The organism is Paenibacillus sp. FSL P2-0136 (assembly GCF_037975325.1).
Classification (GTDB): Bacteria; Bacillota; Bacilli; order Paenibacillales; family Paenibacillaceae; genus Paenibacillus_AQ; species Paenibacillus_AQ silagei.
This window is the reverse complement of sequence record NZ_CP150244.1, coordinates 4086901-4107017: the sequence shown is the minus strand read 5'-3', so window position 1 is coordinate 4107017 and position 20117 is coordinate 4086901. Positions and strand designations below refer to the sequence as shown.

15 protein-coding genes and 1 pseudogene are annotated in these 20117 nt (G+C 53.2%); all 16 read left to right on the top strand.

The window, feature by feature from the left end:
* The first annotated feature begins 72 nt into the window (after positions 1-72).
* The 16 genes and pseudogenes from proS (at position 73) to dut (ending at position 20098) form a co-directional block, all read left to right on the top strand.
* Positions 73-1521, top strand: a complete 1449-nt coding sequence (gene proS, locus NYE26_RS17250; protein ID WP_036724718.1) for a proline--tRNA ligase — start codon at positions 73-75, stop codon at positions 1519-1521.
* A 130-nt stretch (positions 1522-1651) separates the two neighbouring features.
* Complete coding sequence (locus tag NYE26_RS17245; RefSeq protein ID WP_339249041.1) at positions 1652-5983, top strand: PolC-type DNA polymerase III; 4332 nt, start codon at positions 1652-1654, stop codon at positions 5981-5983.
* 191 nt (positions 5984-6174) lie between these two features.
* A complete protein-coding gene (gene rimP, locus NYE26_RS17240) occupies positions 6175-6642 on the top strand; it encodes a ribosome maturation factor RimP (protein WP_036724721.1) in 468 nt (155 codons plus the stop codon).
* A 26-nt stretch (positions 6643-6668) separates the two neighbouring features.
* Positions 6669-7766: a transcription termination factor NusA gene (gene nusA / locus NYE26_RS17235; protein ID WP_036724723.1), complete on the top strand. Its 1098-nt coding sequence runs from the start codon at positions 6669-6671 to the stop codon at positions 7764-7766.
* Positions 7767-7796: 30 nt separating this feature from the next.
* Entirely contained in the window at positions 7797-8105 is a 309-nt protein-coding gene (locus NYE26_RS17230) for a YlxR family protein (protein ID WP_036692616.1), read from the top strand.
* Positions 8098-8416: pseudogene (locus NYE26_RS17225) on the top strand (YlxQ family RNA-binding protein); the annotation flags it as partial. The gene NYE26_RS17230 and the pseudogene NYE26_RS17225, both read left to right, overlap by 8 nt.
* Entirely contained in the window at positions 8414-11071 is a 2658-nt protein-coding gene (infB, locus tag NYE26_RS17220; protein ID WP_339257517.1) for a translation initiation factor IF-2, read from the top strand. The pseudogene NYE26_RS17225 and the gene infB, both read left to right, overlap by 3 nt.
* 18 nt (positions 11072-11089) lie before the next feature.
* Positions 11090-11437 carry a 30S ribosome-binding factor RbfA gene (gene rbfA / locus NYE26_RS17215; RefSeq protein ID WP_036692621.1) on the top strand — a complete coding sequence of 116 codons (348 nt, stop codon included), beginning with the start codon at positions 11090-11092 and terminating at the stop codon, positions 11435-11437.
* 26 nt (positions 11438-11463) lie between these two features.
* Positions 11464-12441, top strand: coding sequence for a bifunctional oligoribonuclease/PAP phosphatase NrnA (locus tag NYE26_RS17210; RefSeq protein ID WP_209879030.1), 978 nt, complete (start codon positions 11464-11466; stop codon positions 12439-12441).
* Positions 12438-13352, top strand: coding sequence for a tRNA pseudouridine(55) synthase TruB (gene truB, locus NYE26_RS17205; RefSeq protein WP_339249038.1), 915 nt, complete (start codon positions 12438-12440; stop codon positions 13350-13352). Before NYE26_RS17210 ends, truB begins: the two co-directional genes overlap by 4 nt.
* A gap of 36 nt (positions 13353-13388) precedes the next feature.
* Positions 13389-14336 carry a bifunctional riboflavin kinase/FAD synthetase gene (locus NYE26_RS17200; protein WP_036724731.1) on the top strand — a complete coding sequence of 316 codons (948 nt, stop codon included), beginning with the start codon at positions 13389-13391 and terminating at the stop codon, positions 14334-14336.
* A 149-nt stretch (positions 14337-14485) separates the two neighbouring features.
* A complete protein-coding gene (gene rpsO, locus NYE26_RS17195) occupies positions 14486-14755 on the top strand; it encodes a 30S ribosomal protein S15 (RefSeq protein WP_019910460.1) in 270 nt (89 codons plus the stop codon).
* Between the two features lie 224 nt (positions 14756-14979).
* A complete protein-coding gene (gene pnp / locus NYE26_RS17190; RefSeq protein WP_209879026.1) occupies positions 14980-17082 on the top strand; it encodes a polyribonucleotide nucleotidyltransferase in 2103 nt (700 codons plus the stop codon).
* A gap of 260 nt (positions 17083-17342) precedes the next feature.
* Positions 17343-18329, top strand: a complete 987-nt coding sequence (locus NYE26_RS17185) for a polysaccharide deacetylase family protein (protein ID WP_339249036.1) — start codon at positions 17343-17345, stop codon at positions 18327-18329.
* Between the two features lie 79 nt (positions 18330-18408).
* Positions 18409-19674, top strand: a complete 1266-nt coding sequence (locus tag NYE26_RS17180) for a pitrilysin family protein (protein ID WP_339249035.1) — start codon at positions 18409-18411, stop codon at positions 19672-19674.
* A complete protein-coding gene (gene dut, locus NYE26_RS17175) occupies positions 19652-20098 on the top strand; it encodes a dUTP diphosphatase (protein WP_209879021.1) in 447 nt (148 codons plus the stop codon). The genes NYE26_RS17180 and dut overlap by 23 nt, the downstream gene beginning before the upstream one ends.
* The last annotated feature ends 19 nt before the right edge of the window (positions 20099-20117 follow it).

Below are 20117 nucleotides of genomic sequence, written 5' to 3'. Positions count from 1 at the left end.
CCGCGATGCATTTGATTGGGCTTCACACCTAATGTGCAATCTGAGGGGCGAATAATAGGAGGATTTCTTCACATGGCCAAAGACAAGCAGTTCGTTACAGAGATCACGCCGCAGGGCGAGGATTTCTCACGCTGGTATATCGATGTTATCAAAAAAGCTGACCTGATGGATTATTCGCCGGTCCGCGGCTGTATCGTGTTCAAACCGGACGGCTATGAAATCTGGGAGCATATCCAGGAGGAAATGAACCGCCGCCTGAAGGCGACCGGTCACCGGAATGCCTACTTCCCGCTGTTCATTCCCGAGAGCTTTTTCCAGAAGGAGAAGGAACATGTGGAGGGCTTCAACCCGGAGCTGCCTTGGGTCACTGAGGCCGGAGGCGATGTGCTGGAAGAACGTCTGGCGATCCGCCCTACGTCCGAGACCATGTTTGGCCATATGTATTCCAAGTGGATTCAGTCTTACCGAGACCTTCCGGTGCTGATCAACCAATGGGCCAACGTAGTCCGCTGGGAGAAACGTACCCTGCCGTTCATCCGTACGACAGAATTCCTCTGGCAGGAAGGCCATACCGCGCATGAGAATGAGACGGAAGCACGCGAAGAAACGATGAAGATGCTTGATAACTACCGCGACTTCGTGGAGACCTTTCTGGCTATTCCGGTAGTGACCGGACAGAAGACGCCATCCGAGCGGTTTGCCGGTGCTGTGGATACGTATTCCATTGAAGCGATGATGAAGGATGGACGGGCTGTACAGGCCGCTACCTCACATTATCTGGGCACCAAGTTCGCGGTTGCTTTTGATATCCAATATCTGAACCGGGAGAATGTACTGGAACATGCACATACGACCTCGTGGGGCTCTACCACGCGTCTGATCGGTTCCCTCATCATGGTGCATGGTGACGACCGTGGACTGGCTCTGCCGCCGAAGGTAGCGCCTACGCAAGTCATTATGATTCCAATCGGACCGCCTAAGACCCGCGAAGCAGTCATCGGACGTACCGACGAACTGTTTGGTGAGCTTAAGAGCGCCGGAATCCGCGTGCGTGTAGATGACCGTGCGGATGTAACCCCGGGCTGGAAGTTCAATGAATATGAAATGCGCGGCGTCCCTGTCCGTCTGGAGCTTGGTCCGCGTGATATGGAGAATGGCGTCTGCGTGCTTGTATCCCGGATCAGCGGCGAGAAGAAGGTCATTCAGCAGGAGAACCTGGTTGAAGAAGTGAATGCGATGCTTGCGCAGGTCCATCAGGAAATGTACGAGCGGGCACTGAAATTCCGTGAGGATCATTTCTATTCCGTAGACACTCTTGAGCAGATGAAGGATTCTATGGAAGAGAAACGCGGCTTTGCGCTTGCAGGCTGGTGCGGCTCTGAGGAATGTGAAGATAAGGTCAAGGAAGAGACCGGCGCAGGCAGCCGTAATATTCCGTTCCACCCGTCAGAAACGAAAGAGACCTGTATTTGCTGCGGCAAGCCTGCTCAGCATACGGTTGTATTTGCCAAAGCATATTAATCGGCAACCTTATATTTGTTATTTTTTTATATCAGCTTCTGGCGAGAGGAGTCGGCGGGCCGCAAGTACCCAATGCTTTTTAAGCTGGAGGCTTTTTCTTACAATTATTGCCGAGTTAGGTGGGGAATTCATGGAGCAGAACGTGGAGAGAAGAAAGAGGTTTGAGCTGTTGATGAAGCAGGGGGAGATTCCACCTGCTATGATTGATCCCTATTTTGTAGACGGACAGATTGAACGGGTGGAGATTAGCCGCGGCAACCATGACTGGCATATCGTGATTGCGAAGACAACCCTGATTCCCGCCCAGACCTACCGGGCATTTATCCTTAGAATGCGTGAGAAGCTGCAGCATATTGCCAAGGTCAGCTTCTTGTTCCTATATGATGATACTGTAAGCAGAGCTGATATTGTACAGGAGTACTGGGGCATGTTCCTGGAGTGGGTCCAGCGTGAGATTCCGTCCGTCAACGGTTGGCTGACGCGCTCCAGCCAGGAGCTGCAGGACGGCACGCTCATCCTAAGCCTGAACGATTCCATGTCGCTCGAACTGGCCCGCAAAAAGGGTATCGAAGCCGCCATTATTAAATATTATGATAAATACTTCGCTCTCCCTCTCAAGGTCAAGCTGCAGATGTCCGAGGATGAGACTAAGAACAAAGCGGATGCCTATGAGGAGTTCCAGCAGAAGCTCCAGCAGGAGCAGCGTGAGCTGGTAGAGCTGATGATGATGAACAGTGAGCCGGACGAGCCTGAAGAAGCGGGGGACCCGGGCGAGGTCATTAAGCTTCAGATCGGGAATGACATTAAGGAGCAGGCCGTCTCCATTCTGGAGATTCAGGATGAAGAGAAGAAGATTACAATCCAGGGGACGATCTTCGGGCTGGACAGCAAAGAGCTGCGTAACGGGAATACGCTGTTCACCTTCTGCATCACAGACTTTACGGATTCCCTGCAGATGAAGATGTTCGCCAAAACCAAGGAAGAGCTGAAGATCATGGGTCAGCTGGCTAACGGCAAATGGGTCCGGGCGCGCGGCAAAGTGGAGTATGACCGGTTCATGCAGATTCCCGAGCTGGTGATGATTCCTTCGGATCTGACCGAGGTGTCGGCGCCGCCTGCCCGTAAGGACAATGCCAAGGAGAAGCGCGTGGAGTTTCACCTGCATACGACTATGAGCACGATGGATGCGGTAGCACCGATTGATGCCTATGTCAAAACAGCTGCGAAATGGGGCCACCCGGCACTTGCAGTTACCGACCACGGCAATGTTCAGAGCTTCCCGGATGCGAATCATGCCGCCCATAAGCATAAGCTCAAGATGCTCTACGGTGTCGAGGCCAATGTCGTCAATGACGCGGTCAATATCGTGGAGAATGCGCAGCCGCTGGAGCTTAAGACGGCAACCTATGTCGTTTTTGACATCGAGACCACGGGGTTGTCCATCACACGCAATAACATCACGGAGCTTGCGGCGATCAAGATGTGCGAAGGCAAGGAGCTGGACCGCTACACCACCTTTGTCAATCCGCATGAGAAAATCCCCTACCACATCCAGCAGCTGACGAACATTACGGATGAAATGGTCAAGGATGCCCCGGATCTGGAACCGGTGCTTAAGGAATTCGTGGAGTTTGTAGGAGACAGCATTCTCGTTGCGCACAATGCGCGGTTCGATATGGGCTTCATTCAAGCTTCTCTGAAGAAGCTGGGGCAGCCGGAGCTGCCGAATCCTTCACTGGATACGCTGGAGCTGGCGCGTCTGCTCTTCCCCAAAATGAAGAACCACCGGCTCAATACGCTTGCTGACAAGTACAAGGTACTGCTGGAGAGCCATCACCGTGCGGTGGATGATACGATAGCACTGGGCGGGATTCTGAACGGTCTCTTGGCCGATGCGGAGAAGATGAAGGGGATGACCCGGCTGGACCGGCTGAATGATTATGTAGGCAATGACCTGTCGAATGTGCGGCCGTTTCACTGCGGCATCTATGCACTGAATCCCATCGGCAAAAAGAACCTCTACAAGCTGATCTCCATGTCGCATACCGAGTACTACAAGCGGGTACCCTGCATTCCCAAATCGAAGCTTGAAGAGCATCGTGACGGACTGCTCGTCATATCCGGCTGTGAGCGGGGCGAGTTCTTCGAGGCTGTGCTGAACAAGACCTTAGAAGAGGCGATTGAGGTTGCCCAGTTCTATGATGTGCTGGAAATCCAGCCGCTGACCATGTACATGCATCTGGTGGATAAAGGGTTCGTAGCGAGTCCAGAGGACCTGCGGGGAGTTGTACGCAAAATCTGTGAGATTGGCGAGCAGATAAACAAGCCGGTGATAGCCACTGGGAATGTGCACTATCTGGAGCCGCGCGATAAGCTGTTCCGCGATATTACGATCCACGGGATTACCGGGTTCAGTCCGCTGAAGGACCAGAACAAGCCGGATGCCCACTTCCGTACAACCGATGAGATGCTTGCCGAGTTCGAATACCTGGGTGCAGCCAAAGCGAAGGAAGTCGTGGTAACGAATACTGTTGAGCTGGCTGAGCGGTTCGAGGAGTACGATTTGTTCCCAAGCGATCTCTTCACACCTATTATTGAAGGTGCGGATGATGAGATCCGCAATACCTGCTATGACACTGCCAAATCGATCTACGGCGAGGAGCTGCCGGAGGTTGTGGTTGCCCGTCTGGAGAAGGAGCTTGCCCCGATTATTAAATACGGGTTCTCCGCCAACTATCTGATCTCGGAACGGCTGGTCAAAAAGTCGAACCAGGACGGTTATCTCGTCGGTTCCCGTGGCTCGGTAGGCTCGTCGGTAGTGGCAACATTCCTTGGAATATCGGAGGTTAATCCTCTCCCGGCCCACTATATCTGCACCAATTCCGAATGCCGGCACAGCGAATGGTTCCTGGACGGAAGTGTACCGAGCGGCTTTGACTTGCCGGATAAGGACTGTCCGGATTGCGGCGGCAAGCTTAAGGGAGAAGGGCAGGATATTCCGTTTGAGACCTTCCTGGGCTTCAAAGGGGACAAGGTTCCCGATATCGACCTTAACTTCTCCGGGGAGTATCAGCCGAACGCCCATAATTTTACCAAAACAATGTTCGGTCCGGACAATGTATTCCGCGCGGGAACCATCGGTACGGTGGCGGAGAAGACCGCCTTCGGCTTCACTAAGAAATATGAGGAGCATCACCAGAAGCGCTGGCGCGGCGCGGAGGTTGGACGGCTTGCCGCCGGCTGTACCGGTGTGAAGCGCAGTACGGGGCAGCATCCCGGCGGTATCGTTGTTTTGCCGGACTACATGGAGATCGAAGATATCACTCCGGTGCAGTTCCCGGCGGATGATGTGACAGCCGAGTGGAAGACCACCCATTTCGACTATCACGCCTTCGATGCCAACCTGCTCAAGCTCGATATTCTCGGCCACGATGATCCGACGATGATGCGGATGCTGCAGGATCTGACTGGCGTCGACCCGACGACCATTCCAATGAATGATCCGAAGGTGATGAGTATGTTCAACTCTACGGATGCGCTCGGGGTAAGGCCGGATCAGATCCGCACCCCGGTAGCCACTTATGGAGTGCCCGAGATGGGGACGAAGTTCGTCCGCCAGATGCTTGTCGAAGCGAAGCCGTCCAGCTTTGCCGATTTGCTGCAGATTTCGGGGCTGTCCCATGGAACCGGCGTGTGGCTGGGAAATGCCCAGGAGCTGATCAAGAACAACACCTGCAACATTAAGACGGTAATCGGCTGCCGTGATGATATTATGCTCTATCTGATCTATAAGGCCGGCATGGATGCCAGTCTGGCCTTCAAAATTACGGAGAGCGTGCGTAAAGGGAAGGGCTTGCCGCCGGAGTGGATTGAAGAGATGAAGAATTGCAAGGTGCCGCAGTGGTACATTGATTCCTGTCTCAAAATCCAGTATATGTTCCCGAAGGCCCATGCCGCGGCTTATGTTATTTCAGCGGTGCGAACAGCCTTCTTCAAGCTGTATCATCCGATAGAATACTATGCGACTTACTTCTCGGTCCGCGCGGCGGATTTCGATATCGAGCTGTGCTGCAAAGGCTACGAAGCCATTGCGCGCCAGCTGGTAGAGATCGAAGCCAAGGGCTTCCAGGCGCTGCCTAAGGAAAAAGCTATGCTTCCGGTCCTGGAGATGGCCCTGGAGATGACCGCACGCGGCTTCACCTTCAAGAACATTGATCTGTACCGCTCGGACGCTACCAAATTTACGGTAGACGGTACGAGCCTGATCCCTCCATTCTCCTCGCTTGCGGGAATCGGGGATAATGCTGCGATTAATATCGCTGCTGCCAAGGACGCAGGAGAATTCCTCTCCATTGAGGATTTCCAGCAGAAATCCAAGGCCAGTAAAACGGTGATTGAGCTGCTCACGGGAATGGGCTGCTTCCGGGGATTGCCGGAGAGCAACCAGCTTTCACTGTTCTAACAACCGGCTTAAGTGATAGCATATAGAGTCCTTTAAAAAGGGGAGTCAAGGGCTGGTACTTGTCAGTGCTGCCTCACTATGGTATAATTTTTTTGGTAATAATGAGATAAGTCCGTTGTGTAAAGAGTGGGGAAACCCACTCTTTATCTTTGGTATATAGCAAAAGACAAGTTCGTGGAGGTAATCTTCTTTTGAGCACACCCAAATCCAAAATTAAACAAACGGTAGAGCAGCTGCTCGGGTCCTATCTCGAGGACAATGGTTTCGAACTGGTGGACGTTGAATACGTGAAGGAAGGCTCCAACTGGTTTCTGCGCGTATTCGTAGACAAAGAGGGCGGCATCGATATCGATGACTGCGGTACCATCAGCGAATATATCAGCCAGAAGCTGGATGAGAATGATCCGTTCTCCGAAGCGTATTTCCTTGAAGTCTCCTCGCCGGGAGCTGAGCGTCCGCTCAAGAAAGCTGCGGATGTCGCCAAGGCAGTGGGCAAGGACGTATATGTAACGGTCTATGAGCCGATTCAAGGACTCAAAGAATTCGAAGGCCGGTTGCTCTCGTTCGAGAACGAGGAACTGCTCATCTCCGCGGGCAAAAAAGAACATGTGGTACCTTACGCCAAGGTCGCCAGTGCGAGATTGGCCATTATTTTTTAACGTCTTGAAAGGGGGACCGGAATTTCATGAGTATGGAGTTTATTGAAGCTATGAATGAACTGGAAAGGGAGAAAGGCATCAGCAAGGATGTGCTGTTCGAAGCCATCGAAGCGGCGCTGATCTCCAGCTATAAACGCAATTTCAATGCGGCGCAGAATGTGCGTGTGGATATGAACCGCAACACAGGCGTAATCAAGGTGTTTGCCCGCAAGCTGATTGTGGAGGAGGTTCTCGATGCACGGACTGAGATCTCACTCCTGGCTGCCCGGGAGATCAACCCGCATTTCCAGCTGGAGGACATCGCTGAGCAGGAAGTCACGCCGCGTGATTTCGGCCGCATTGCCGCCCAGACTGCGAAGCAGGTGGTTACCCAGCGTATCCGTGAAGCGGAACGCGGCCTGATCTATAACGCTTTTATCGACAAGGAAGATGATATTGTTACCGGCCTTGTACAGCGTCAGGATATGCGCAATATCTATGTGGATCTTGGCAAAATCGAGGCGGTTCTTCCGCTGAGCGAGCTGATGCCTGGAGAGAAGTTCAAGCAGAGCGAGCGCATCAAGGCTTATATCACCAAGGTGGAGAACACGACCAAAGGACCGCAGATCATGCTGTCCCGCAGTCATCCGGGTCTCCTGAAGCGTCTGTTCGAGCTGGAGGTGCCGGAGATTTTTGACGGGGTGGTGGAGATTCGTTCCGTTGCCCGCGAAGCCGGCTTCCGCTCCAAGATCGCCGTGTTCTCACGCAATCCTGAAGTGGACCCGGTGGGCTCCTGCGTAGGGCCGAGAGGCACACGTGTACAGACCATCGTGACTGAGCTTCGCGGTGAGAAGATTGATATCGTCAGATATTCCGAGCTGGTGCAGGAGTATGTAGCCAATGCGCTTAGCCCGTCCAAGGTGCTTGAGGTTCAAGTCTTTGAAGCTGAGAAAATGGCCCGCGTCATTGTTCCTGACTATCAGCTGTCGCTGGCTATCGGCATCAAGGGGCAGAATGCCCGTCTTGCCGCCAAGCTGACCGGCTGGAAGATCGATATCAAGAGCGAGACGCAGGCGGAGCAGGAATACGGCAGACCCAGATCGTCCAATGATGAAATGCATCAGGATTCCGTCTCCATCGATTAATGAATGCTGACTGACGGGAGGTGCTTTGTTATGAAGCAAAGAAAGGTGCCGCTGCGTAAATGCGTTGCCAGCCAGGAGATGATGCCTAAGAAAGAGCTGATTCGCGTGGTGAGAACGCCTGAAGGCGAGGTGCTGATCGACCTGACAGGCAAGAAGTCGGGCCGTGGCGCTTATATCTGCGGTAAACTGGAATACTTTAAGCTAGCACAGAAGACCAAAGCACTTGACCGGGCATTGAAATGTCAGGTCAGTCCTGAAATCTATGCCCAGCTTGCCCGGGATTTTGCATCCGTGGAGGAGCAGTTTTTGGCAGCGAAGGATAGTGAGGACAATGAGTAAGACACTTTCTTATTTAGGGCTTGCGATGAGAGCAGGCAAGATTGTCACCGGCGATGAGGCTGTGCTTAAGGCAGTGCGGTCTTCAGAGGCGAAGCTGGTCGTCCTGGCAGGTGACGCTTCAGATAATACCCAGAAGAAGTTCCGCGATAAATGCGGAACCTACGATATTCCACTAGTAATCGCATTTCACCGGGATGAACTCGGTGCAAGTATTGGTAAGGACCAGCGCGTGGTGCTGGCCGTTACGGATAAAGGATTCGCGGAAATGATCTCCAGAACGCTTGGAGATACTGTCGGAGGTGGAGTTATTGACTAAAGAAGATAATAAGGATAAGCTGCGCGTATACGAATATGCCAAGTCTTTGAACATGAGCAGTAAAGAAATTATTACCATTCTGAAGCGTTTGGATGTTCCGGTGAATAATCATATGAGTGTCATGGAGAATGGCTCCGTGAACAAAGTTGAACAGTTCTTCAAGGACATCAAGTCAAACGCTGCAGCCAAGCGGGACAACGGCACCAGCAGCCGTCCGGTAGTCACTACCGGTGCGGTAACCGCCGAAGTACGCAGTGCTCAGAATACCAACAAAATTCAATCGGAAAAGCAGGTAGGTATGAACAGTAACCAAAACAACAACCAGTCGACGACGTCCCCAAGGCCCCAAAGCGGACAAGATTCCCGCAGAACACAAACATCAGGATCCGCTCAGAATTCCCGCCCGCAGGGCAGTTCAAGCAGCAGCCGTCCACAAAGCAGTTCGACTGGCAGCCGCCCGCAAGGCAGCTCCACCGGCAGCCGCCCACAGGGCAGCTCCACTGGCGGAAGCCGTCCACAAGGCAGCTCTACTGGCGGAAGCCGTCCACAGGGCAGCTCCACTGGCAGCCGTCCGCAAGGCAGCTCTACTGGCGGAAGCCGTCCACAAGGCAGCTCTACTAGCGGAAGCCGCCCACAGGGCAGCTCTACTGGCAGCCGTCCGCAAGGACAAGGCGGCGCACCACGTACAGGTGACCGTCCGTCAGGTCAAGGCAATGCAGGCGGAGGTTTCTCACGCAATGACGGTCCTAAGAAGAATACCACTGGCGGCAGACCTGGCGGCAACAACAGCGGCCAGAAACGTTACGACGACAACAAGGGCGGCAACTATCGCGGCCGTGGCGGCAAGAACAACCGCGGCAGAAACCAGCCGACCGTATATCGTGAGAAGATTGACAACACACCTAAGAAGATCATTGTCCGTGGCAGCATGACCGTGGGTGAAACCGCGAAGCTGCTTCACAAGGATGCTTCGGAAGTGATTAAGAAGCTGATCTCGATGGGGGTTATGGCCACCATCAATCAGGAGCTTGATATCGATACGATTCTGCTGCTGGCCGGCGAATTCGGCGTAGAAGTAGAAGTGAAGATTCCGGTTGACGAAGACAGCTTCGAGACCGTTGAAGAGAATGATTCCGAAGACGATCTGATGACACGGCCACCGGTTGTAACGATCATGGGTCACGTTGACCATGGTAAAACAACCTTGCTCGATGCTATCCGTTCCACGAATGTATCCGGTGGCGAAGCAGGCGGAATTACGCAGCATATCGGTGCCTATCAGGTTGAGATTAATCATAAGAAAATCACATTCCTTGATACTCCGGGCCATGAAGCGTTCACCGCAATGCGTGCCCGTGGTGCCCAGGTTACGGATATGACGATTATCGTTGTAGCGGCAGATGACGGCGTAATGCCTCAGACCGTAGAAGCGATCAACCATGCCAAGGCAGCCGGACTTCCGATCATTGTGGCAGTTAACAAGATCGATAAGCCGGGCGCAGACCCTGACAAGGTGAAGCAGGAGCTTACAAGCTATGAGCTGGTGCCGGAAGAGTGGGGCGGCGATACAATCTTCGTCAACCTGTCGGCTAAGCAGCGCATTAACCTTGAAGAGCTGCTGGAAATGATCCTGCTCGTTGCTGAAGTGAATGAGTACAAGGCGAACCCGGACAAACGGGCACGCGGTACTGTTATAGAAGCTGAGCTTGACAAGAACCGTGGACCGGTTGCCCGTATTCTCGTACAGAACGGTACACTGAAGGTCGGAGACGCATTTGTAGCGGGTAACTGCTTCGGCCGCGTACGTGCCATGGTGAATGACAAGGGACGCAAAATCAAGGAAGCGGGACCTTCCACTCCAGTGGAAATTACCGGTCTGACCGAGGTGCCGCAGGCGGGCGATCCGTTCATGGCCTTCGAAGATGAGCGTAAAGCACGCGCAATCTCTGACAGACGTTCTACATCGCAGCGCCAGTCCGAGCTGAACACGAACACCCGCGTTACGCTGGATGATCTGTTCAAGCACATCAAGGACGGCGAGATCAAGGATCTTAACGTAATCATCAAGGGTGACGTTCAGGGTTCGGTAGAGGCGCTTAAGGGCTCCTTGGCCAAGATCGAAGTGGAAGGCGTACGCGTGAAGATCCTTCACAGCGGTGCCGGCGCGATTACAGAATCCGATATTACCCTGGCAGCAGCTTCCAATGCTATTGTGATCGGCTTCAACGTTCGTCCGGATGCCCAGACGAAAGCGGCAGCTGAGCAGGAGAAGGTGGATGTGCGTCTGCATAACATCATCTACAATGTCATTGAAGAGATTGAAAGTGCTATGAAGGGCATGCTTGATCCTATCTTTAAAGAGAACGTTATCGGCCACGCTGAAGTGCGCAACGTATTCAAAATCAGCAAAGTGGGCAGCGTCGCAGGTTGTATGGTTACCGACGGCAAAATTACCCGCAATGCTGAAATGCGCCTGATCCGCAGCGGTATCGTTGTCTTCACAGGCAAAATCGACACCTTGAAGCGTTTCAAAGATGATGCAAAAGAAGTGGCACAGGGTTATGAATGTGGCATAACTTTGGAACGCTATAATGATGTCCTTGAAGGCGACATCATCGAAGCATTCATCATGGAAACGGTAGAGCGCTAAGCGAAGAGGTGAAATAAGATGTCTAAAATCAGAGCGGGACGGGTTGGCGAGCAGATTAAGAAAGAGCTGAGCCAGCTCATCCAGAGCGGACTGAAGGACCCGCGTGTCGGGTTCGTAACTGTAACTGGCGTAGATGTGACGAACGATCTGTCACAGGCCAAGGTATACCTGAGCGTATTCGGGGACGAGGAGCAGAAGTCAGACTCGCTTAGAGCGATTGAGAAAGCTAATGGCTTTCTCCGCTCGGAGCTTGGCAAAGCGATCCGCCTGCGCCATACGCCTGAGCTGATCTTCAAGATTGACGAATCCGTTGCTTACGGAAGTCATATTGAGAAGCTGCTCGGCGAAATCGGCAAAAACGAATAGGCTACGGAACATAAAGGAGACGGCGAATGCAGAGCTATGAACAAAGTCTCCAGCAGACGCGTAAGTTTCTGCTGGAACACGACGATTATCTTGTAGTGTCGCATGTTCAGCCGGACGGAGATGCAGTCAGCTCCACCCTCGCGGTGGGCTGGCTTCTCTCATGTCTGGGCAAAAAATATCTGATGCTGAATGAAGGCCAGATTCCGCAGCGGATGGAATACTTATGGCATGCCGATCAGATTGTCAATCTGTCTGAAGGTTCTTTGCCCCGCCAGTACGGCCATGTGATATGTGTTGACTGTGCTGATTTCCAGCGTGTAGGACTTACCCAGCAGCATTTCACCAGTGATGCCCTGATCTTGAATATAGACCATCATCCAACGAACAACGGCTACGGCGCGGTGAATCTCATCAAGCCGGATGCGGCAGCGACAGCAGAGATTCTGTTCGATCTGCTGAAGACCTTTGAACTCGAGTGGGATATTGATATTGCCACAGCCATTTATACCGGGCTGTTGACGGATACCGGCGGTTTCCGTTACAGCAATACTTCTCCTAAAGTGATGGCGGCGGTATCCGAGCTGCTGGCACTGGGTGTGAATGGACCGGACCTGGCTGAGACCCTGCTGGAAGAGATGACGCTTCCCCAGGTTAAGGTGCTCAACCGCGCACTTAGCACATTACAGCTTAGTCCTGAAGGAGATATAGCCTGGGTGTATGTTACACCTCAGGATATGCTGGACTCTGGAGCGGCCAATGAGGATCTTGAAGGGATTGTCAACTATCCCCGTAATATCCGCGGGGTAGAGGTAGGCATTCTGTTCAAGGTCATTGATGACCATGCGGTGAAGGCCAGCCTGCGTTCAGCAGGTAAGGTGGATGTGGCGCTACTTGCGCAAGCCTTCGGCGGCGGCGGACACACCCGGGCAGCGGGCGCGCGTATTAATGGAAGTCTGGAAGAAGCTGTGGCACAGGTGCTTGAGGAGGTCAAACGTCATTTATGAGTGAGCTTACAGGAGTTCTGGCTGTATATAAGCCGGCAGGGTTTACTTCACATGATGTTGTGGCCAAGGCGCGGCGCATTCTGGGCATGAAACGGATTGGACATACCGGGACACTTGATCCTCAGGTAACTGGTGTATTGCCGCTCTGTCTGGGACGGGCTACTAGAGTAGTTGAGTATATCCAGGAGCTGCCCAAGGAATATGTTGCCACACTGCGGCTGGGAATGGCCAGCGATACAGAGGACCTGACCGGCACGATTACGGAATCTGTTGAGGAGGTTCATATCACAGAAGCCGAAGTGCTGGCTGTGCTGAACTCCTTTCAGGGCGTGATCTCACAGGTACCGCCGATGTATTCCGCAGTGAAGGTGGACGGCAAGCGTCTGTACGAGCTGGCCCGGGAAGGCAAGACCGTAGAGCGCAAGAGCCGTGAAGTGGAGATTTATGAGATTGAGATGCAGGAAATGGTCTGGAACGGCAATTATCCGGAGATCACTTTCCGGGCGTTATGCTCCAAGGGAACCTATATCCGCACCCTCTGTGTAGATATCGGACGTAAGCTTGGTCTTCCCGGTGTGATGGTGAAGCTGGAGCGGACGATGTCGGCCGGGATCTCGGCCAGTCATTGCCTGACTCTGGAGCAAATTGCCGAACACAAGGAAGGCGGTACACTGGATGAGCATCTGATTGCTGCCGACGAGGCGATTTCACATTTGCCCAGACATACCGTTGCGGCAGAGAAGAAGAAATCAGCCCTGCAGGGGCAGCGTCTGTCGTCCCGTTTTGTAATGCCGGAAGTGAAGCAGGCCGGAGATTTCCGTCTCTATGATCAGCAGGGGGAGTTCCTCGGTATTTATGCTTTGGAGGCTACCGGAGCTATTGCACCTGTCAAGGTGTTTGCCCAGGTCTAAACTTTAATTTATTTGCGAATGTAGGTGAGAAACAGCGTGAGAACCGTAACGTTAAGCTATCCGATGCTGCCTGAGGCGGCAGCACAGTACGCGCAGCCTCAAGTAGTTGCTCTGGGACAGTTCGATGGACTGCACCTCGGGCATGCCAGTGTCATCACTTCAGCTGTTGCTCTTGCCCGCGAGGCAGGTGTACCCGCTGCGGTGATGACCTTCTACCCCCATCCCAAGGATGTTATGGGCAAGGGGGATTATGAGGGATATTTGACCCCTTCTAAGGATAAGCAGGAGCTGCTTGCCGGGATGGGTGTTGAGCTTTTATATATAATTGAGTTTAATGAAGAGCTCTCCCGGGTGAGTCCGGCGGATTTTGTCTCTGTAATGCTGCTTCCGCTGCAGATTATAACTGCAGTTGTTGGGTTCGACTTCCGCTTCGGCTACATGGGCGGGGGAGATGCGGACACGCTTGCGGAGCTGGGACAGGGTGCGATGAAGGTAGAGACGGTCGCCCCGTTCCTGCTTGAAGGAGAGAAGGTCAGCAGCTCGGGTATCCGCAAGAGCTTGCTGAGCGGGGAACTGGATAAGGCCAATGCCTGGTTTGGACGTTGTTATCACCTGCGCGGTATCGTCGGTCACGGGGAGAAGCGGGGCCGGACCATCGGCTTTCCGACCGCGAACCTGCAGCTCGAAGACCGCTATGTGATTCCGGCCAAGGGCGTATACGCCGTCAAGGTCTTTTACCGGGACGAGGTCTTGTACGGGGTGATGAATGTCGGCGTGAAGCCAACATTTCACGAAGGCGTGACCACTCCGAGCTTTGAGGTTCACCTGTTTGATTTTGCCTCAGATATCTATGGGCAGGAGCTTAAGGTGGAGCTGGTCTCCTATATCCGCTCAGAGCGCAAATTTGAGTCTATCCAGGCCTTAATTGCACAGATCGGCGCAGATGCTGAGACGGCCAAAGGGATGCTGGGATATCATTCCTAATCTTTCCGGACAAGCCGTTTACTTTTGCCTGTGAAGGTGCTATACTGATTAACGTTGCTGGAATGACAGCATGTGAACCTTAGCTTGGTTACTTGTTCTCACCGACGGTGACGAGGCTACTGGCGATTATAATGAAGGAGGTGAACAGGATGGCATTGACTCAAGAACGTAAACACCAATTGATCGACGAGCACAAAACTCATGAATCCGATACTGGATCCCCTGAGGTGCAAGTTGCTATCCTTACGGAGAACATCGTTAATTTGACTGACCACTTGCGTACGCACAAGAAGGATCATCATTCCCGCCGCGGACTGCTGAAGATGGTTGGACAACGTCGTAAACTGCTGGCGTATTTGAAGAACAAAGACATCAGACGTTACAGCGCCCTGATCGAAAAACTGGGATTGCGTCGTTAATTTTCCATAAGTTAAGCCCAAAAGCAGCCTGGTTGTATACCGTATGTCCTTCTTACGAGCGACAGCGGGACAGCCGGGTTGCTTTTTGAAAATTTAGGGTAAACTTTTACAGTTGACAAGTTGATAGCATTCGCAAAAACGGCTATAGCACTTCTGCGGAGGACAAGCCGTTTTTGCTTGTAGAACATACAGGAACGTATTATTACCATTCAAGGAGGGGTTTTATGGAACAACGTGTGGAAATGCAGCTGGGCGGAAGACGCCTTGTGCTGGAAACAGGCCGTCTGGCCAAACAAGCGAACGCAGCCGTGATGGTGCGTTACGGAGATACTTCAGTATTGTGTACGGTTACAGCATCCAGTGAGCCTAAAGATCTGGATTTCTTCCCGCTTACAGTGAATTATGAGGAAAGATTATATGCAGTAGGCAAAATCCCTGGCGGATTCATCAAACGTGAAGGACGTCCGAGCGAGAAAGCGATTCTGTCCAGCCGTCTGACAGACCGTCCCATTCGTCCATTGTTCCCGGAAGGATTCCGCAATGACGTTCAAGTCTTGAACCTGGTAATGAGCGTGGATCAGGACTGTGCGCCTGATATTGCTGCCATGATCGGTACTTCCGCTGCGCTCAGTATTTCCGATGTGCCGTTCAACGGACCAATCGGCGGCGTGGCTGTCGGCCGGATTAACGGAGAATTCATCATCAACCCTGATCAAGCCCAGCAGGCAATCAGCGATATTTATGTGGTTGTGGCCGGTACGAAGGATGCCATCATGATGGTGGAAGCTGAAGCCAATGAAGTGACTGAAGAAGTGATGCTTGAAGCGATCATGTTCGGACATGACGAGGTTCGCAAGATTGTGGCTGTGATTGAACAGCTCGTAGCCGTTGCCGGTAAAGAGAAGATGGCTGTGAAGCTGCATGCGGTTAATGCGGATGTGAATACAGAGGTTCGTGCTTTTGCAGAGAGTCGTCTGGTGGAAGCCGTAAGAATTGCCGAGAAGCATGCCCGTCAGGATGCTATTGATCTGGTGAACAACGAAGCGGTGGCGTATTTCGCAGAGAAATACATAGAAACCCCAGAGCTTCTTAAGGATGTTAAGGAAGCCCTGCATGATATCGTGAAGGATGAAGTAAGACGTCTGATCACGCATGACAAGGTTCGTCCGGATGGACGTAAGCTGGACGAGATCCGTCCGATCGAATGTGATACAGCGCTGCTGCCGCGTACGCACGGTTCCGGTCTGTTCACACGCGGCCAGACACAGATCCTCAGCGTATGTACACTGGGTGCACTGGGCGATGTGCAGATTCTGGATGGTATTGATCCGGCTGAAACCAAGCGCTTCATGCACCATTACAACTTCCCTCCGTTCAGCGTTGGGGAAGCCCGTCCGCTAAGAGCACCGGGACGCCGCGAGATCGGCCACGGGGCACTCGGTGAACGCGCATTGTCCAAGGTGATTCCAAGTGAGACTGAATTCCCGTACACCATCCGTCTGGTATCCGAAGCGATTGAATCCAATGGCTCCACCTCCCAGGCAAGTATCTGTGCCAGTATTCTGGCGATGATGGATGCAGGGGTGCCTATCAAGGCGCCTGTAGCCGGTGTAGCGATGGGTCTGATCAAGGACGGGGAGCATGTGTCCATCCTGACCGATATTCAAGGCATGGAAGATCACCTCGGCGATATGGACTTCAAGGTAGCAGGTACAGCAGAAGGCGTAACGGCGATTCAGATGGATATCAAAATCGACGGCATCGACCGCAAAATTCTGCATGAAGCGCTTGAGCAAGCCAGAGAAGGCCGGATGTTCATTCTGGGTAAAATGAATGAAGCGATTGCTGCTCCAAGACCGAGCCTGTCTAAATATGCTCCGAAGATCATTATCATCAATATCAATCCGGACAAGATCCGTGATGTGATCGGTGCCGGCGGTAAAATCATCAACAAGATCATTGAAGAAACCGGCGTGAAGATCGACATCGAACAGGATGGCCGCGTATTTATCGGTTCTTCTGACGAAGCTATGATCCAGAAGGCCCGTGGCATCATCGAAGGAATTGTGAAGGAAGTAGTGGTTGGTGAGATTTATGTGGGTACGGTTAGACGCATTGAGAAATTCGGCGCATTTGTTGAATTGATCCCTGGCAAAGACGGACTTGTGCATATTTCCCAGCTGTCCACTGAGCGTGTGGCGAAAGTGGAAGATGTTGTGGCGATTGGCGACACCATTACCGTGAAGGTAACGGAGATCGACCAGCAGGGCCGCGTCAACCTGTCGCGCAAAGCGGTGCTGACTTCAGAGAGCGGAGCGAAGGCGTAAGCATTACGCTGCCGCTTCACCGCTATCCTGACTATAGAGTAAGAAGAGACAGAAGCAGTACAGTTCTGGCTCTTTTTTTTGGAAAAGTATACGCAGCAGTACCGTCCTGACTGACGGTTATACCATACCCGCTTGAGGCGGCATTGACGAGTATGCATAATTTGCACCCTTCATACATAGGCTGGGACAAAGCGTCCCCGCACGGCTTGACCCTGGTGCGGAGACGGAACAGACCGTTTGTGCCGGGGAGGTATAACGTCATGAAGACGGACAAGGCGGCGCTAGTGCTGGCTTGCATCGCAGTAGTCATTGGAATTGGCAGCACGAATGGACCCGTGAAAGAGATGATTGCCGGGCTTAAGCCTCAGGCGGAGGCCACCGTGATGAGCTATGCAATGAATCAGGCGGAGGATGATCTGCGCGCGCAGATTACCCGTCGTGCCGAGGCGCTGAATGCGCAGCCGGTGAATGCTGTTGTGGACCGGGTATGGAAAGCCATACCAGGGTATAACGGGCTGGAGGTCGATGTAGAGGCAACCTACCGGAGCGCGCTTTTACGGGGACCCGAAGCAGGCCTTAAGCTATTGTACCGCCAGATTAAGCCTAAGGTATCACTGGATGATCTGGGAGCGCAGCCGATTTACCGGGGGAATCCGGCGAAGCCGATGGCCTCGCTGATGATTAATGTGGCCTGGGGGAATGAGTATATCCGTCCAATGCTGGACATTCTGGATGCAGAGAAGGTGAAGGTTACTTTTTTTCTGGACGGAAGCTGGTTAAGCCGCAACAAGGAGCTTGCAACAGAGATGCTGAAGCGCGGGCATGAGGTGGAGAACCATGCGTATACGCATCCTAAGATGAGTATTCTAAGCCGGACACGTGCTACTGCCGAGATTGAGAAGACGCAGAAGCTGCTGAAGGAAAGCCTGGGTGTGACGAACAAGTGGTTTGCTCCGCCGTCAGGCGACTTTAACCAGCAGACGGTGGAGATCGCCGCCTCACTGGGACTGAAGACGGTGCTGTGGACGCTGGATACGGTCGATTGGCGCAATCCGTCCCCCGAATCAGTTGTTGCCAAGATCAGCAGCCGGGTAGAGCCGGGAACGTTAATCCTGATGCATCCGACAGCATCCTCCTCGCAAGCGCTGAGAGGGATGATCCGGGGGATCAGAGCCAAGGGCCTGCAGCTGGGAACCGTCAGTCAGACACTCTCCGCTGAGCGTATCATGACTGCGGAAGTTGAGTGAACGCCCTATTTCTGATAGGATAAGAGGCGCGAATAACAAATACAGACAGAACCAGGGGCTGTGCCAGGAGGATTACACATTGGACAAAATATTATTATCGAACGGACTCCGGGTGGTGACCGAGAAGATCCCGACCGGCCGGTCCGTATCTTTCGGAATCTGGGTCAAGACGGGCTCCCGTAATGAGAACCCGCTGAACAACGGGATTTCCCATTTCATCGAGCATATGCTCTTTAAGGGGACTGACCGCTATAGCGCCAAGGATATTGCCGAACAGTTCGATGCCATTGGCGGGAACGTCAATGCGTTTACCTCGAAGGAATATACATGCTTTTATGCGAAGGTGCTGGATGAGCATCTGCCGATTGCCGTGGATGTGCTGGCAGATATGTTCTTCCGCTCACGGATGGATGCCGAGGAGCTGGCCAAGGAGAAGAATGTAATCCTGGAGGAAATCGCCATGTGCGAGGACACGCCGGATGATCTTGTCCATGAGCTGATGTGTGCTGCTGCTTACGGTGAGCACCCGCTGGCCTATACGATCCTCGGGCTGAAGGAACGCCTGCTGGAGATGACGCCGGATGATCTGCGTGCTTACATGAAGGAGCAGTACACCATCGAAAATACAGTCATCAGCGTAGCCGGTAATATTAACGACGGTCTGATTCCGCTGCTGGAGCAGCATTTCGGTTCCTTCACGAATCATGGTGAAGCGCCGGTGCTGACTGAGCCTGCATATCAGGGGGAGCTGGTGTTCCACAAAAAGAAGACCGAGCAGAATCACATCTGCATCTCCTTGCCGGGCGTCTGCAGCGGCGGGCCGCTGCAATATCCGATGGCACTCCTGAACAATGCGTTCGGCGGCGGCATGAGCTCGCGGCTGTTCCAGGAGATCCGCGAGAAGCGCGGTCTGGCCTATTCTGTCTTCTCGTACCACAGCGCCCAGGCTGACAGCGGCTTGTTCACGGTCTATGCCGGGACAGCGCCGAAGCAGACCAAGGAAGTTACAGAGCTGATCAAAGAGATGCTGCGTGATCTGGCTGTGAACGGCCTGAGCGAGGACGAACTGCGTAAAGGCAAGGAGCAGCTCAAGGGCAGCCTGATTCTCAGTCTGGAGAGCACGGGCAGCCGGATGAACCGGATGGGCAAAAATGAGCTGATGCTTGGCCGTCAGGATACGCTGGATGAAATGATAGCCAAAATCGGAGCTGTAACAATGGAGGATATCAATGCTCTGCTGGACTTTATGTTCGCACAGCCGTTGTCCCTGGCGATGGTAGGCTCCACTGATAAAGCGATAGCCAATGTTAGGAGAGATGATCTTGCCTCATTACGTTCAAATTAACAAACTACCGGGGAATGAGGATGTGCTGCTACCCTGCAAAATGTCCGAGCAGGCCTCGGGATATGACCTGTATGCCGCTGTAGGAGAGCCTGTGGTGCTTGCTCCGGGCGAGCGGACGCTGATCCCCACCGGTATATCCCTGGCGATGCCAGGCGGGCTGGAGGCGCAGATCCGTCCGCGCAGCGGGCTGGCCTTGAAGCATGGCATCACCTGCCTGAACACACCGGGCACCATCGATGCGGATTACCGGGGCGAAATTAAGGTGCTGCTGATCAATCTGGGACAGGAGCCGTTTGCGATTGCCCGTAACGAGCGGATCGCCCAGATGGTATTCCAGGCTGTGCCTGAAGTGACTCTGGTGGAAGTGGATGAGCTGTCTGACACGGTCCGCGGAGCCGGCGGCTTCGGGCATACTGGCAAATAGTAAATAGGAATTATAAAAA

Coding starts and splice junctions, on each gene's coding strand:
- proS (WP_036724718.1), top strand. CDS start 73: ATGGCCAAAGACAAGCAGTTCGTTACAGAGATCACGCCGCAGGGCGAG.
- NYE26_RS17245 (WP_339249041.1), top strand. CDS start 1,652: ATGGAGCAGAACGTGGAGAGAAGAAAGAGGTTTGAGCTGTTGATGAAG.
- nusA (WP_036724723.1), top strand. CDS start 6,669: ATGAGTATGGAGTTTATTGAAGCTATGAATGAACTGGAAAGGGAGAAA.
- NYE26_RS17230 (WP_036692616.1), top strand. CDS start 7,797: ATGAAGCAAAGAAAGGTGCCGCTGCGTAAATGCGTTGCCAGCCAGGAG.
- rbfA (WP_036692621.1), top strand. CDS start 11,090: ATGTCTAAAATCAGAGCGGGACGGGTTGGCGAGCAGATTAAGAAAGAG.
- NYE26_RS17210 (WP_209879030.1), top strand. CDS start 11,464: ATGCAGAGCTATGAACAAAGTCTCCAGCAGACGCGTAAGTTTCTGCTG.
- truB (WP_339249038.1), top strand. CDS start 12,438: ATGAGTGAGCTTACAGGAGTTCTGGCTGTATATAAGCCGGCAGGGTTT.
- rpsO (WP_019910460.1), top strand. CDS start 14,486: ATGGCATTGACTCAAGAACGTAAACACCAATTGATCGACGAGCACAAA.
- pnp (WP_209879026.1), top strand. CDS start 14,980: ATGGAACAACGTGTGGAAATGCAGCTGGGCGGAAGACGCCTTGTGCTG.
- NYE26_RS17185 (WP_339249036.1), top strand. CDS start 17,343: ATGAAGACGGACAAGGCGGCGCTAGTGCTGGCTTGCATCGCAGTAGTC.